The sequence below is a fragment of the Nannocystis sp. genome, from assembly GCF_016714285.1.
Classification (GTDB): domain Bacteria; phylum Myxococcota_A; class Polyangia; order Nannocystales; family Nannocystaceae; genus Nannocystis.
On sequence record NZ_JADJNN010000002.1, the window covers coordinates 726112 to 740698 of the forward strand.

General features: G+C 72.4%; 10 protein-coding genes. 5 read left to right on the plus strand and 5 right to left on the minus strand.

Annotation, left to right across the window (positions count from 1 at the left end):
* Window positions 1-78 precede the first annotated feature (78 nt).
* The gene (locus IPJ59_RS07220) at window positions 79-2481 is read left to right on the plus strand and encodes a tetratricopeptide repeat protein (protein WP_293270410.1); all 2403 of its coding nucleotides are present in this window, start codon (window positions 79-81) and stop codon (window positions 2479-2481) included.
* A 97-nt stretch (window positions 2482-2578) separates the two neighbouring features.
* Here the strand turns inward: IPJ59_RS07220 and IPJ59_RS07225 are convergent, their stop codons facing one another.
* From IPJ59_RS07225 to IPJ59_RS07235, 3 genes are all read right to left on the minus strand, one after another.
* Window positions 2579-3766 carry a hypothetical protein gene (locus IPJ59_RS07225; protein WP_293248428.1) on the minus strand — a complete coding sequence of 396 codons (1188 nt, stop codon included), beginning with the start codon at window positions 3764-3766 and terminating at the stop codon, window positions 2579-2581.
* Window positions 3767-3845: 79 nt separating this feature from the next.
* Window positions 3846-5678 carry a cation:proton antiporter domain-containing protein gene (locus IPJ59_RS07230; RefSeq protein ID WP_293270411.1) on the minus strand — a complete coding sequence of 611 codons (1833 nt, stop codon included), beginning with the start codon at window positions 5676-5678 and terminating at the stop codon, window positions 3846-3848.
* A 76-nt stretch (window positions 5679-5754) separates the two neighbouring features.
* On the minus strand, window positions 5755-6294 hold the full coding sequence (locus IPJ59_RS07235) for an NUDIX hydrolase (protein WP_293270413.1): 540 nt from the start codon (window positions 6292-6294) through the stop codon (window positions 5755-5757).
* A 47-nt stretch (window positions 6295-6341) separates the two neighbouring features.
* Between IPJ59_RS07235 and IPJ59_RS07240 the strand changes: the two genes are divergently transcribed.
* The 3 genes from IPJ59_RS07240 (at window position 6342) to IPJ59_RS07250 (ending at window position 9558) form a co-directional block, all read left to right on the plus strand.
* On the plus strand, window positions 6342-7442 hold the full coding sequence (locus IPJ59_RS07240) for a DUF418 domain-containing transporter (RefSeq protein ID WP_293270415.1): 1101 nt from the start codon (window positions 6342-6344) through the stop codon (window positions 7440-7442).
* 86 nt (window positions 7443-7528) lie between these two features.
* Window positions 7529-9016, plus strand: a complete 1488-nt coding sequence (locus IPJ59_RS07245; protein ID WP_293248420.1) for an ATP-binding protein — start codon at window positions 7529-7531, stop codon at window positions 9014-9016.
* Between the two features lie 140 nt (window positions 9017-9156).
* A complete protein-coding gene (locus IPJ59_RS07250) occupies window positions 9157-9558 on the plus strand; it encodes a hypothetical protein (protein WP_293270417.1) in 402 nt (133 codons plus the stop codon).
* A gap of 33 nt (window positions 9559-9591) precedes the next feature.
* On the opposite strand, the gene IPJ59_RS07255 is transcribed toward IPJ59_RS07250, so the two are convergent.
* Window positions 9592-10695: a winged helix DNA-binding domain-containing protein gene (locus IPJ59_RS07255; RefSeq protein ID WP_293248417.1), complete on the minus strand. Its 1104-nt coding sequence runs from the start codon at window positions 10693-10695 to the stop codon at window positions 9592-9594.
* 143 nt (window positions 10696-10838) lie between these two features.
* Here IPJ59_RS07255 and IPJ59_RS07260 point away from each other — a divergent pair, with 143 nt between their 5' ends.
* Entirely contained in the window at window positions 10839-11918 is a 1080-nt protein-coding gene (locus tag IPJ59_RS07260) for a hypothetical protein (RefSeq protein WP_293248415.1), read from the plus strand.
* Between the two features lie 186 nt (window positions 11919-12104).
* Here the strand turns inward: IPJ59_RS07260 and IPJ59_RS07265 are convergent, their stop codons facing one another.
* Window positions 12105-14348: a DUF4215 domain-containing protein gene (locus IPJ59_RS07265; RefSeq protein ID WP_293270419.1), complete on the minus strand. Its 2244-nt coding sequence runs from the start codon at window positions 14346-14348 to the stop codon at window positions 12105-12107.
* Window positions 14349-14587: the final 239 nt, after the last annotated feature.

The following is a 14587-nucleotide window of genomic DNA, read 5'->3' on the forward strand; positions in this document are numbered from 1 at the left end:
TTGGCGATGCTCCGGGCCGGTGTGCGGCGGCGATCGACGGCTTGAGATGGCCTGGCCTTTGGGACAGGTAGGTGCGGCGTGAGCGGGGCGCTGCGGCCAGGGTCGGCGCGGGCGGGGCGGGGCCGGGTGTGGCTGACGATCGCCGGGCTGGCGGTGATGGCCGCGGTGCTGGGCTGGTGGTTGGGGTCGCGCTCGCAGGGGCGGAGCTTCGCGGAGGCGCGGGCGCTGTTCGAGCGCGGGACGGCCGAGGATCTGGGTGGGGCGGCGGAGCTGCTGGCGGCGGGGCGGGGCGAGTGCGTGCGCTCGGCGGAGGCGCTGGTGCGGGCCCAGCTGTGGGCCGAGTTCGGCGAGGGGCAGGAGCTCGCGGGCGCAGCGATCGCGGCGGCGGGTCCGGAGCGCGAGCGCTGCAGCGACCTGCGGGTGGCCGAGGGGCTGGTGGCCTTCGGTGACGCGGCGGTGGCCGAGGCGAGCGCGGCGCTGGCGGACGCGCGGCGCTTCAGCTCGCCGCAGACGCTGGCGCACCACCAGCACCGCTGGCTGGGTGGGATGCTGGCCCTCGGGACAGGTGACGCGGCGGCCGTGATGGAGGCGGTGGCGGAGGCGCGGGCGCTGTGCGGGGAGGCGGGGCGGATGGTCGCGTATCACCGCTTGCTGGCGCGGCTGCTGCTGCGCGCGGGCGATGGGGAGGCGGCGCTGGAGGTGTTGACGCGGGTGCGGGCGCTGGCGCGGACGCACCTCGGGCTGGCGGCCGACGAGGCGCTGATGAACGCGGAGCTGGGGCGGGAGCTGAGCGGTGTGGCGGACCTGGCGGACCAGCTGCTGGCGCGGCCGCTGGGGCCGCAGGACCGGGGTCACGCCCTGTTGGCGCGGGCGGTGGTGCATGTGCACGGAGGCGAGGCGGCGGCCGGGCTGGCGCGCCTGGACACGGCGTGGCCGCTGCTGCCGTGGTGGGACCGGGGCGCGCGGGCGCTGGCGCTGGACCTGTCCCTCGAGGCAGGTGACAGCGGGCGGGCGCGGGCGTGGAGCGAGCAGCTGGCGGTGCCGGAGCCGGAGGCGGCGATCTACCGGGCGTGGGCGCTGCTGGTCGACGGCGACGCGATGGCGGCCCTGACGGCGCTGGCAGGGTTGCCGCAGGAGCACCCGCGGGTGGCGTATCTGCAGGGGCTGGCGCTGGTCGAGCAGCGGCGCTTCGAGGAGGCGGAGCCGTGGCTGGCGCGGGTCGATCGCCTGCTGCCGGGGCGGGTCGAGATCGAGGTGGCGCGGGCGCGGGTGGCGGTGCACACGGGCGACCCGGCGACCGCGCTGCGCAAGCTGGCGGGGCTGGCCGAGGAGGAGGTGTACGCCCCGCGGGCGTACACCGGGCTCGGCGAGGCCATGCTGGCGCAGGCGCCGGAGCAGCGCGACCTGCGGGCGGCGCAGAAGGCCCTGAACCGGGCGGTCGAGCGCGAGCCGCGGGCGGCGGAGGCGATGCTGCTGCTGGCGCAGGTGTGGCAGCTGCGGCGCGGCGAGGCGCCGGAGGGGACCCGCAACGCGCTGCACTGGTACGAGCAGGCGGCGGCGAGCAACCCGAAGCTGCCGCGCTACCGCGAGGCGCTGGCGGCGGCGCTGGCGGACATGGGGCAGCGCGAGCGGGCGGAGGCGATGCTGCGGCAGCTGGTCGACGAGCCGGGGATAGGTCCTGAGACGCCGCTGCGGCTGGTCGACCTGGTGCTCGAGCGTGACAGCAACGCCGGGCGCGACGCCCAGCTGTGGATCGCCACCGCCGAGGCGCTGGGGGCCGAGGCGGGGGCGCTGCTGCGGGCCCGGGCCCGCCTCGACCTGGCCCTTGGGACAGCCGCGAGCTTGCGCGACGGGCAGGCGCGGCTCGAGCGGCGCCTGGCCCTTGAGCCAGGTGACGTGGACGCCAGGATCTTGCTGGTGCGGGTGCGCATGGCCCAGCGCGACGACGAGGCGGCGGAGACCCTGGTGCGCAATGGCATCTACACGGTCGGGGCGGGCAGCAGCGGGCGGTTATTTTTGGCGTGGGCCCGGCTCGAGCAGCGGCAGCACAAGCGCAAGCAGGCGGGGCTGCACGCGCGGGCGGCGTTTCATCGCATGCAGGCGGAGGGTCGCCCGGCGGTCGAGCTGCTGGCGGCGGCGGAGCTGGCGGTCAGCAATTTCTTGCGCACGGAGCAGATCAAGCTGGCGCTGGGGGTGACGCGGGAGCTGACGGTGCAGCTGCCCGACAGCGCGGAGGCGTGGCGGCTGGCGGCGCGGGCCCAGCTCGACGCGGGGGAGTCGGCGAAGGCGAGGCGGGCGGCGGCGCGGGCGATTGAGCTGGCGCCGGAGGAGCCGCTCGGGCACGAGCTGCGGGCGCAGATCGCCCTGCGCAGCGGGGATCGCAAGACCGCCGCCGCGGCGCTCGAGCAGGCGCTCGCGCTGGCGAAGGATGAGGTGAGTCGGGCGCGGGTGCTCGACGCGCAGCGGCGCAGTGGGGGGTAGCGCCTCGTCGTCGAGCGCCGGACCGCACCGGCCCTGAGGGCGCAACATGGCCCCACGAACATGTCTCTTGCGACATGCTGCCTGCGAGGCGCCATGCTCAGGCGCAGTCGTTGACGTCGGTGCCGATCGGGCAGAAGTCGGGGACGTCGCAGGCGCCGTCGTCCTCGTAGACGCAGTAGCCGCAGTCGTAGAAGTCGGAGCCGTCGTCGCACAGGCCGCCGAACTGCATCTCCTCGCAGTTGCCGTCCTCGGGGGTGGCGCAGCAGTCGACCAGGTCGGAGCCCTCGGGGCAGAAGAAGGGGACGTCGCAGAAGCCGTCGTTCTCGTAGACGCAGTAGCCGCAGTCGTAGAAGTCGTCGCCGTCCTGGCACATGCCGCCGAACTGCATCTCCTCGCAGACGCCGTCCTCGACGTGGGCGCAGCAGTCGACGGCGTCGGTGTCGACGGGGCAGTCGAGGGGGACGTCGCAGGTGCCGTTGTTCTCGAAGGGGCACTGGCCGCAGTCGTAGAAGTCGGTGCCGTCGGGGCACATGCCGCCGAACTGCATCTCCTCGCAGACGCCGTCCTGCAGGGTGGCGCAGCAGTCGGCGTCGTCGGTGCCCGCGGGGCAGAAGTCGGGGGCGTCGCAGACCTGGTCGTCGGTGAAGGGGCAGTAGCCGCAGTCGTAGAAGTCGGAGTAGGGGGCGCACGTGCCTCCCATGCCGAACTCCTCGCAGATGCCGTCCTGCAGGGTCGCGCAGCAGTCGAAGGGGTCGCTGCCGGGGGGGCAGAACTCGGGGTCGTCGCACTCGAAGTCGAACTCGTAGGGACAGGAGCCGTCGCCGATCGGGAGGCACTTGTCGAGGATGCAGGTGGCCATGCCGTTGCAGACCTGATTCGGGGCGCAGTCGCAGTTGGTGTCGCCGGGGGGGCAGTCGCCGCCGCCGGTGCTGGTGCCGGTGGTGTCGGCGGCGCTGGTGCTGCTCGCGGTGTCGGCGGTGGTGCTGGAGGTCGTGTCCGGGCCGGTGGTGGTGGCGGGCGCGGTGGTGCTTGCGGTGGTGCTGGTGCTCGGGTCGGTGGTGCTTGCGGTGGTGCTTGCGGTGGTGCTGGTGCTGGTGCTGGCAGGGCCGGTGGTCGGGTCGCTGGTTGGGGTGACCGTGGTGGGCGTGCTGCTGGTTGAGAGGTCGCCGGTGTCTGTGCTCGTGCTCGTGCTCGAGCTCGCGGAGGTCACGCCGACGTCGTCGGCGCACGCGGCCAGGGGAGCGGAGAGGAGCGCGAGGGTCAGGAGACGGCGGCGATAGAGCATGTTCGCATGCTACGCAGCGGACGATCGCGCGGTCAACCGCAGGAGCGGACCGGGTCGGCGTTCGCGGCGATGCGCGCGTTCACGCGCTGCCGTCTCTGGGGAGGGGCTCGTCGTCGTCACGCATGCCGAGTTGTGCGAGGACGGAGAGCGCGTCTGCCTCCTCGCGGCGCAGGGCCGGCGGTCGGTCGTCGGGCTTGAGGGACAGGGCCGGGTCGGCGTCGCTGGTCGCGAGCGAGTCGGCGAGCAGCTGCACGGTGGTGGTGTCGATGGGGGTCGGGAGCGCCGGGTCGGGGACGGGGTCCGCGGGCGTGGTGTTGGTGGGTGCCACGAGGGTGGTCGGTGTGTCGACGCGAGCGACCGGGGCGGCGATGACGGTGATGGGAGGCGTGACGAACGGGGCCGCGGCGACTGGGGTTGCGACGGGGGCGGCGATGACGGTGATGGGGGCTGCGGCGACCGGGGTTGCGACGGGGGTTGCGACCGGGGCGTCGAACGATCTGGCGGAGCTGCTGGGGTGGCTCGCGGCGACGTCGGCGGCGACGCGGGCGGCGAAGGAGGTGTTGGGGGGGCGTGCGGTGGTTCGATCGGCGGTGGGGGTCTGGCCGCGACGTTGCTCGTACATGCTGATGGTGAACAGCAGGACGCTGGTGGTGACGGCGGAGAGGACCAGGGCGACCATCTCGCGCGCGCCGGGGACGGCGTGGGCGAGCGGCAGGGTGACGAGGGCGACGGTCGCCATGCCGCGCGGGGCGCAGGTGCCGACGATGTGGTGGGCGCGTCGCTCGAGGCCGACGAGGGCGAAGCGGGCGACGGCGAGGCGGCTGATGAGGATGAGAAAGCCGAGGGCGACGCCCATGACCAGCGGACCCCAGGGCGGGGCGAGGGTGAGGCCGACCATGGCGAACACGAGGGTGCGGACGAAGCCGATGGTGCGGGCGTGGCCGCCGAGGGCGGCGCGGACGGCCTCGCCTGGGTCGTCGGGGTTGCTGTGGTTGGCGCTGCGCTGGCGGAGCAGGCGGAGGACGGCGCCGGCGTTGCCGAGGACGGCGCCGAAGACGAGGACGGAGAGCGGGCCGGAGCCGCCGGCGGACTCGGAGAGGACGTAGAGGACGACCATGACGGCGAGGGTGAAGCCGTAGTTGCGGGTGTGGTCGACCTCGAGGCGCTGGAGGGCGATGACCCAGAGCAGGCCGGCGACGCTGCCGAAGGCGAGGGCGAAGCCGAAGCCGGCGGCCATGGCCAGGCCGGCGCCGCCGGTGGCGATGCGCGGGCTGAGGAGGTCGAGGCAGACCACGGTGCCGGTGACGGCGAGGGCCTTGGTGATCGCGGACTCGCGGCGGAGGATGGCGGTGGCCTCGTCGCCGGCGGACACGCCGGGCAGCGAGGGCAGGAACACCTCGGAGGCGCCGCAGCCGACCAGCGAGCCGAGCATGAAGGCGTGGGCCCAGCTCCAGGTCGGGAGGATGTCGAGGCCGTGGAGGGCCTGGCTGAACAGCGCGACGAGGGTGGCGATCGCGGCGAAGCCGGCGAAGGCGAGCAGCTTGGCCCGCTTGTGCGTGACGGGGTCGAGGGCGAAGTCGGGGGCAGGGTCGCCTGTCCCTTGGGTCAGGCCGCCATGGAGGCCGCCAGTCAGGCCGCCAGTCAGGCCGCCAGTCAGGCCGCCAGTCAGGCCGCCAGTCAGGTTGGTGCCGGCGTCGAACAGGACGATCACCAGCGCGAGCGCGGCGAAGAAGGGCGCGAGCGCGGTGACCACGGCGAGCGGCACGATGCCGGCGACCCGCACCAGCACGCCCAGGGCGACCAGCCAGACCACGGTGGGCACGCCGGTGCGCGCGAACACCTGCTCGCCGACGGTGCCGACCACGAGCAGGCCGGCGACCACGAGCATGAAGACGGTGACGGGGTCGCCCACGCCCCCGTTATGCCATAGATGGCGGTGGCGTAGCTGGTGATGCCATCGCTGGTGATGGCAGCGATGGGGCCAGCGATTAGCCGAGGCGGCGCGCGAAGTGCAGCGCGGTGTAGACCTTGAGGTCGACGGTGCGGCCGCGGGCGACCTGGTCGCGCAGGAAGGCCTCGACCTCGGGGAGCGGGACCTCGTGCAAGGTGATCTGCTCGCCGTCGACGCCGCCGCCGGGGCCGACGCGGCGCAGGCCGCTGGCGAGGAACAGGGCGACGCGCTCGTTCGACAGGCCGGGCGTGATCGGGCCCTCGGCGACCTCCTCGATGTGGGCCGCCTCGTAGCCGGTCTCCTCGATGAGCTCGCGGTTGGCGGCGGCGCTGCCGGGCTCGCCCGCGTCCTCGCCGTCGCCGACCAGCCCGGCGGGCAGCTCGATCACGAGGCCGTTCATCGCCGGGCGCGGCTGCTCGATGAGCAGGAGCTTGCGATCGTCGGTGACGGCGATGATGCACACGGCGCCGCTGGTGCCGAGGCGCTCGACGAACTCCCAGGTGCCGCGCCGCATCAGGCGGATGAAGCGACCCGAGGCGATCGTGGTGGGTTCATCGAAGCCGGCGTGCTCGTGCATGGGCGCGAGTGTAGCGCGGGGCCGCGCTGTCGCGGTAGCCTCCGGCGGTGGCTCGCCTGCTCAGTCTCGACGCGCTCCGCGGCGTCGCCGTGATCTTGATGATGACGCAGCACCTCGGGGTGTGGCTGTGGCAGGTGGAGCAGCCGCACCGCGGGGTGATCGCGCAGGCGCCGGTCTACATGGCGATCAACGGGCTCGGCGGGCTGGCGGCGCCGATCTTCATCACCCTCGCGGGGGCCGGGACCTCGCTGATGACCGGGCGGGCCGCGCCCGGGCGGGCGGTCGACCTGACGCTGCTGCGTCGCGGGGTGGTGCTGATGGGCTTCGGCTACCTGCTCAATTGGCTGACGCCCAGCTGGTTCTCGGCGGGCTCGTGGTTCGTGCTGCACATGATGGGGCTGGCGATCGCCACGGCGCCGCTTTGGCGACGGCTCGGCGATCGGACGCTGCTGGCGGCCGAGGCGGTGATCCTGGCGCTGACGGTGGCGGTGCAGAGCTGGCTGGTCACGCCGGCGGTGCTCGACAATCCGCGCATGCGCGACCTCAGCCTGCCGGGCGGGGCGCTGCGGCTGGCGCTCGCGGAGGGGCAATTCCCGGTGTTGCCGTGGCTGGCGCTGTTCCTGGTCGGGATGGTGATCGGGCGCTGGCTGGTGACCGGGCCGGAGACGGCGGCCGAGCGGGTGAGCGGGCTGTGCCGGGTGTGTCTGATCGCCGGGCTGGTGGTGGTTGGCCTCGATCTGGCGGGCGGGCAGGTCCCGGCGCTGGGCTTCCTGCACACCGAGCCGTGGTGGCGGCTGGTGCGGGTGCGGACCGGCTTCTTCCCGGCGGGCCCGGGGATCGTGTTGCTGTTGCAGGCGGGGGTGCTGCTGTTGCTGGCGGTCGCGCTGCGGATCGAGCGGGCGCGCGAGCTCGATCCGCGAGGCTGGCTGGTGTGCCTTGGGCGCGCCTCGCTCACGCTGTTGCTCGTGCATGTGGTGTTGTTCCGTGAGATCTCCCGGCCGCTCGGGGCCTGGCAGGCCTTCGATCGCTACACCTCGCTGGCGATCATCGCCGCATGGATCGCGCTGTGTGCCGTGCTGTCCCGGGCCTGGGCGCGCGGCGGCTATCGCTTCGGCGCCGAGTGGCTGCTCCGTCGCCTCGGCGGCTGAGCTGCGACCGTCGGCGAAAGCGCGCGCTGCTGAAGGCCCGGCGCCACGCTTGCCGGCAAGTAGTATGTTGCGCGGGGCGCCGGGCCATGCGGGACGACGAGGCCGACATCGACAAGCCCGCCGCGGTCGTGGCGGGCAGCAGCGGCGATTCCGTGCGGGCGGCGCTGGCGGGTGTGCCGTCGCTCGAGGCGCTGCGCTTCCTCGACCGCGTGTTCCCGGCGGTGGTGGTTCCGGTGGCGGTGCTGGTGGTGGTGTTGTCGACGCGACCGCTGGCGGCGGGGTTGGTGGTCGCGGGCTTCGTGGCGGTGAACGTGGGGGCGTCGCTGCTGTCGCGGCTGGCGGGCGCGGCCCGGGTGGCGGAGCTGCTGCGGTACGCGGGCTTCGTGGCGGTGTTGCTGGCGCTGCCGCACTTCGCGGGCGCGGGCTCGCCGAGCTGGTTGCTCGGCCTGGCGGTCGCCTGCACGGCGCCGATCTCCTTGCCGGGGCGGGTGATGGCGTTCGCCGGGGTGTCAGTGGTCGCGGCGGCCACGGCGGGGGGTCTGTGGCTGGCGGCCGCGGGCTGGCTGGCGATCGCCAGCGCGGTGGCGGCGATCGGGGTGTGTGGGGTGTTGATGACGGCGATCGTCGGTCACCTCGACAGCGGCGGGGCGGCGCTGCGGAGCACGCTGGCCCGGCTCGAGCGCGAGATGTCCGAGCGTCAGCGGGTCGAGCAGCAGCTCCGGGACACGCGCGACGATCTCGAGCTGCGGGTCGAGGAGCGGACGATCGCGCTGACCAAGACCAACCGCAAGCTGGAGAAGGAGGTCCGCGACCGCCGCGACGCCGAGATCCAGGCGCTCGAGGCCAACAAGATCAAGAGCGCCTTCCTGGCCAACATGAGCCACGAGCTGCGCACGCCGCTGAACGCGATCATCGGCTTCTGCGAGATCTTGCTCGAGGACCGCGGCGAGCAGGACAGCGCCGATCTGCGGAAGATCCGCGGCGCCGCCGATCATCTGCTGACGATCATCAGTGATGTGCTCGACCTGTCGAAGATCGAGGCCGGCAAGATGGACATCAATGTCGAGCTGTTCCCGGTGGCGGAGGTGGTCGACAGCGTGATGACGGCGATGGCCCCGCAGGCCGAGAAGAAGCGCAATTCGCTGAAGCTCCGCTGCCCGCGCGAGCTCGGGACGATCAAGACGGACCGCACCAAGCTGCACCAGATCTTGTCGAACTTGCTGAGCAACGCGTGCAAGTTCACCGAGGGCGGTCGGGTCGAGCTGACGGTGCAGCTCGGCTTCGCCGAGGGCCGGCGCTGGTTCGAGTTCGCGGTGGTCGACACCGGCATCGGCATCGCCCCGGAGACGATCGATCGCCTGTTCGCGCCGTTCATGCAGGCCGACACCTCGACGACCCGCAAGTACGGCGGCACCGGCCTCGGGCTGGCGATCAGCCGCCACTTCGCGCGCATGCTCGGCGGCGACATTGCGGTCCGGAGCGTCCCGGAGCAGGGCTCGACCTTCACGCTGCGGCTGCCGGCCGAGGCGGTCGACCCGCGCACGACCGGGGCGCTGCTGGTCTCGCACTTCTAGGCCCCCCCGGCGCGGGGCCCCCCCCCCCGGGGGGGGGGGGGGGGGGGGGGGGGGGGGGTGGGGGGGGGGGGGGGGGGGGGGGGGGGGGGGGCGCCGACCGGCGGCTGGCCGAGGGCGTCGAGATTCTGTATGAGGAGGCCATGAAGCGGGGGCGACGACTCGCGGCGCTGCGCGCCCGCGCGGAGCGGGGATCGACGGAGGGCGAACGGGCGGCGGCTCGCAGGGCGCTGGCCTCCGAGGAGGAGCGCGTCGATGACGAGGAGCTGGCGGCGATCGGGCCGCGGGCGGATGTCGAGGTCGGCGAGGTCGAGGCGGGGGTGTGGGAGGCGCGCGACCGGGACGGGCGAGGGACGCGGTATCAGGTGCGGGTCGCGAGTGTGGAGATTGCCCGGGACTGGTTCACGCGCGGGGTGATGTGTATATTGGCGGCGGGCGGCGGGCGCTTCGTGGCGAAGGCATGCGGGTATTCGTTGCCGAACGCGAGCGGGGGGCCGGCGCCGCTGGTGTATTTCGTGCGATGGCGCGACCTGCCGGGCGATTGATGGCAGTTCGGGATCGCTAGATTTTTCGCCGGGTCATTCGACGCGCAGGTCGAAGCTGGCGGCGTCGGGCTCGAGGAAGCGGAGCAGGGCGAGGGCCTCGGGCTCGAGGGCGCTGCGTTTGGGCTTTGTGAGGGCGGCGAAGGGGGTGAGGACGAGGGTCGCGGCGGTCTTCTTGCGCTCGCTCTGCCAGGTGCCGGCGACGCGGCCGGCGAGGGTGAAGGTGGGGAGGACGCGGAGGTTCTTGAGGAAGATCGCCGGGCGGTGCTCGTCGTCGATGAGGCGGCGGCGGTCGTCGTGGGCGAGGACGAGGTTGTCGAAGTCGGGGAGGAAGCGCGGCGGGGCCTCGCTCTCGGGGTCGGGGCGCGGCGCGTCGGGGAGGTCGAAGAGCTCGCGCTTGCGGTCGTCGCGGAGGCACAGCAGCTCGGGGCGGAGGGCGTCGAAGGTGGCGCGCAGGCCCTGCAGGCCGGACCAGGTCTGGGCGTCGCTGACGCTGGCGGGGCCGAAGGCGGCGAGGTAGCGGCGGACCAGGGCGCGCAGGTCGGGGTCGGCGGCGATCCTGCGGCCGAGCCAGGGCTCGGCGGCGGTGAACTCGGCGGCGGCGGGGAAGCCCCAGGGCGCGTCGCTGGGGACCTGAACGAGCGGGAGCTGGCAGCGGACCACGTAGCCCATGGCCCGCTCGTCGCAGTCCGGGTCGCCGGCGGCGAGGAGGTCGCGGAGGGCCTCGAAGCTGCGCGGGCCGGCGGCGAGGTGGCGGGTGGCGGCGGCGAGGAGGGCCGGGACGTCGAGGCGATCGACGCGGTCCTTGAGCACCGAGCGCATCGCCCGGTCGAGCACCGGCTGCAGGGTGGCGCGCAGCTGCAGGTAGTCGCGGGCGCTGACCAGGTGCAGGGTGGCGCGCATCAGGGTGGCGCGCACGAGCTCGCGGCGCTGCAGGGCGGAGTTCAGGGCCTCGCGGGTGAAGCTGGCGACGCGGCTCCACAGGCCGACGTGGGGCGGGCGGGGCAGCTGGGCCTGCATGCCGGCGAGGCGCTCGACGGCGGCGACGGGGGTGCATGGTTCGCGGCGCAGGAGCAGCTGACGGGCGAGGGTGGCCCGGCCGAGGGCCGCGGGCGAGAGCGTGGTTGTCGCGGTCGACATGGGCGGGAGGATAGCGCGGCGGCGAAGCGGGCCAGGCGGCGGTGAAGGCAGCGGTGCAGCCAGCAAGGCGCCGTCGGCGGGGCGCCGCCTCGTAGGTGCCGGCGGGGCGCCCTCGCGCGGGGCTCCGCGGTAGCCTGCGGATCATGTGGACCTGTCGGGGAACGATCGTGGCGCTGGTGCTCGTGGGCTGTGGCGATGACGGTGGGCGGGGCGACTCGAACACCAGCTCGGGGGTCGGGGCGAGCACGAGCGCCGCGGCGAGCAGCTCGAGCGGCGGCGAGACGACGACGCCGACCACCGCGATGGCCACGGGTGACGCGAGCGACAGCGAGGTCAGCCCGACGAACACGGGGGCGGCGACGACAGACGGGACGAGCGCCGGGACGAGCACGGGCGTGGTGAGCACCGGGGGCGAGTCGAGCGGCGGAGGGTCGAGCGGCGGGGTCGTGTGCGACCCGAACGAGGTGGAGGACACGCTGGCGTTCACCTACGTCAGTCAGTTTGACACGGGCATCCCGGACATGGTGCTGCAGGCGTCGTATTACAACAGCGACGCGGACGAGGTGATGATCATGTCGTTTAGCGGGAAGGCGCGGCGCTTCCAGGTCGACGGCACGCCGCTGGGCGACGTGTTCGACGTGCCGGCGCAGGCGCTGCCGAAGCTCGACGGGGCGACCTACGACCCGGTCGGCAAGGTCGGGCTGCTGATCAACCAGGACTGCGTGCTGACCGAGGTGGAGGCGCAGACGCTGGCGGTACTCAAGTCGCAGCCGCTCGGCTTCGGCATGAGCGTGTGCGCCGGGCTGGCGCTCGGGCTCGACGGCAATCTGTACATCGCCAGCTACGGGACCGACGAGATGGTGACGCTGAGCCGCGACGGGCTGAAGGAGGTCGGTCGGGTCAACGTGCTGCAGGCGGCCGGGCTCGACGGCTTCGACGGGATCGCGTTGATCGCGGGCAGCGAGAACTTCTTGATCATGAGCACCTCGCCGAAGACGCAGGCGGCGATCGTGAACCCGGCGGGCGGGGTGGTGGTTGCGACCTCGGATCTGGGTCAGGCGGCGCCACCGATGATCGGCGGCATGCCGATGCTGCCGGACGCGGTGCTGACGCTGTGCGGCAACGGCCACGCGTGGGTGTGCGAGGCGTACAAGGCGACCTGCTTCGACTACGCGCCGGAGGACGGCGACAAGAACGCGTGCGCCTGCCTGATCCCGCAGTGAGCGAGGCGGTCGGAGCGGGGCCATCTGTCCGGGGCACGGGCAGCGAGCCGCCGATCCGCAGTGAGCGAGGCGGTCGGAGCGGGGCCGACAGGCCATCCGTACGCGATACGGGCAGCGAGCGGCCGCCGGTGTTGACGCTGCGCAGCGGAGGGCCGCCCGGCGGGCGCCGGGCGGCTCGCCTGTCACTCAGCCGGGGTTGATCTCGCAGGCGTTGCTGCAGCTGTCGTTGTCGACCTTGTTGCCGTCGTCGCACTGCTCGATCTTGCCGGCGCCGTTCGGCTTCTGGACGATGTGGTCGCCGCAGTAGGTCTTCTTGCAGGCGTTGCAGGTGTCGGTGTTGTTGTTGTTGCCGTCCTCGCACTCCTCGGGCGGCGAGATGATCATGTCGCCGCAGGTCGGCAGCTTGCAGCCGTTGGTGCAGGCGTCGGTGTTGTTGTTGTTGCCGTCGTCGCACTGCTCGACGCCGTTGTAGACCTTGCCGTCGCCGCAGACATTGAGGGTGCAGTTGGCCTTGCACATCTTGGTGTCGCCGTTGTTGGGGCCGTTGTCGCAGGTCTCGCCGTTCTGCGGCTGGACGATGCTGTCGCCGCAGACCGGGAGGTGGCAGGTGTTGGTGCAGCCGTCGGTGTTGACGTTGTTGCCGTCGTCGCAGCTCTCGCCGGCCTGCTTGAAGCCGTCGCCGCAGACGGGCAGCTTGCAGAGGTTGGTGCAGTTGTCGAGGTTGTTCTGGTTGCCGTCGTCGCAGGCCTCGCCGGGGCCCTTGAAGCCGTCGCCGCAGACGGCGAGGACGCAGGTGTTGAGGCAGCTGTCGAGGTTGCTCTGGTTGGCGTCGTCGCACTCCTCGACGCCCATGTAGACCAGGCCGTCGCCGCAGATGTTGAGCTTGCACTGCGAGGTGCAGGCCTTGGAGTTGCCGTTGTTCTGGCCGTCGTCGCAGGCCTCGCCGGGCTGCTTGAAGCCGTCGCCGCACTTGGGGGTCAGGCAGGCGAGGGTGCACTGGCCGAGGTTGTTGTTGTTGATGCCGAGGTCGCACTCCTCGCCGGGCTGCTTGAAGCCGTCGCCGCAGCCGGCCAGCTTGCAGACGTTGGTGCACGAGTCGAAGTTGCTGGCGTTGCCGTCGTCGCAGGCCTCGCCGGGGCCCTTGAAGCCGTCGCCGCAGACGTTGTTGGTGCAGTTGAGCTTGCAGGCGCCCATGTTGGAGTTGTTGGGGCCGTCGTCGCACTGCTCGACGCCGACGTAGACGAGGCCGTCGCCGCAGTCGGCCTGCTTGCAGGCGAGGGTGCAGGCGCCGTTGTTGCTGTTGGCGTTGCCGTTGTCGCACTCCTCGCCCTTGTTGAGCTGGATGAAGCCGTCGCCGCAGGCGGGCGCGAGGCAGAGGTCGGTGCACTCGTCGGCGTTGTTGCCGTTCTTGCCGTCGTCGCACTGCTCGCCGGGGTCGACGATGTTGTTGCCGCACTCCTCGAGGACGCAGAAGGGCGAGCAGCCGTCGCCGGGGTTCTTGTTGCCGTCGTCGCAACCCTCATCGGGCTTCTTGTCGCCGTCGCCGCAGATGTTGAGCTTGCACATCGCGTTGCAGGACTTGCCGGGGCCGTTGCTGACGCCCAGGTCGCACTCCTCGTTGCCGCCGTCGTTCCACACGAAGCCGTCGCCGCACTTGGCGAGCAGGCAGGCGAGGGTGCACATGCTGGCGTTGGAGTTCTCGTTGCCGTTGTCGCACTGCTCGCCGATGCTCATCTGCACGAAGGTGTCGCCGCAGATCGCGGCGGTGCAGTTGTTGGTGCAGGCGTCGTCGTTGACCTCGTTGGCGTCGTCGCACTCCTCGGTGGCGGCGACCACGCCGTCGCCGCAGTCCTTGCCCTTGCAGGCGTTGGTGCACTCGTCGGTGTCGACGTTGTTGCCGTCGTCGCAGCCCTCGCCGGGGCCGACGAAGCCGTCGCCGCAGGCGGCGGGCTGGCAGTCGGGCTTGCAGGAGGCGTTCTCGTGGTTGTCGGCGCCGTTGTCACAGGCCTCGGTGGGGCCCTGGTCGCCGTCGCCGCAGACGTTGTTGGTGCAGTCGAGCTTGCAGAGCTGGCCGGGGCCGTTGTCGGCCCCGTTGTCGCACTCCTCGTTGAGGTCGACGATCTCGTCGCCGCAGCCGCCGCCGCCGACGCCGGTGGTGGTGCCGGGGTCGCTGCTCATCGAGTTGCTGTCGCTCATGCCGCCGATGGTCGCGGTGTCGGTGGCAGAGTCGGACATCGAGGCGCTGCCGGCGTCGGAGTCGGTGGCGGAGGCGCTGTTGGAGTCGCTCGATGTCGGCACCGTGGAGCCGCTGCTCGCCGGGTCGGTGGTCGACTGGCTGGCGCTCTGGCCGGCGCTGGCGGTGGTGCCGTTGTTGTCGCCGCAGGCGCCGAAGAGGACCGCCACGAGGGCAGAGGAGGAGACGCGCTTCATCAATGTAAGGGTTTTCATCGTCGTGTCAGACTCGTGCTGCAAAGTGGGGGAGAACCAAGGAATATGATGCCCGCGAACGCGGGGCCCGGGCGGCGAAATTCGCGATCACGAGATGAAATTGTCTTTACTGCGGGTTGCAGCGACGGGCGCGAACTCGCCCGGATCTGATCGCTGGCGATCGCTGACACTGGTGTAGCTACATGGCTGGGCCCGGACCCGTGCGGATGGCGAGCGGAGTC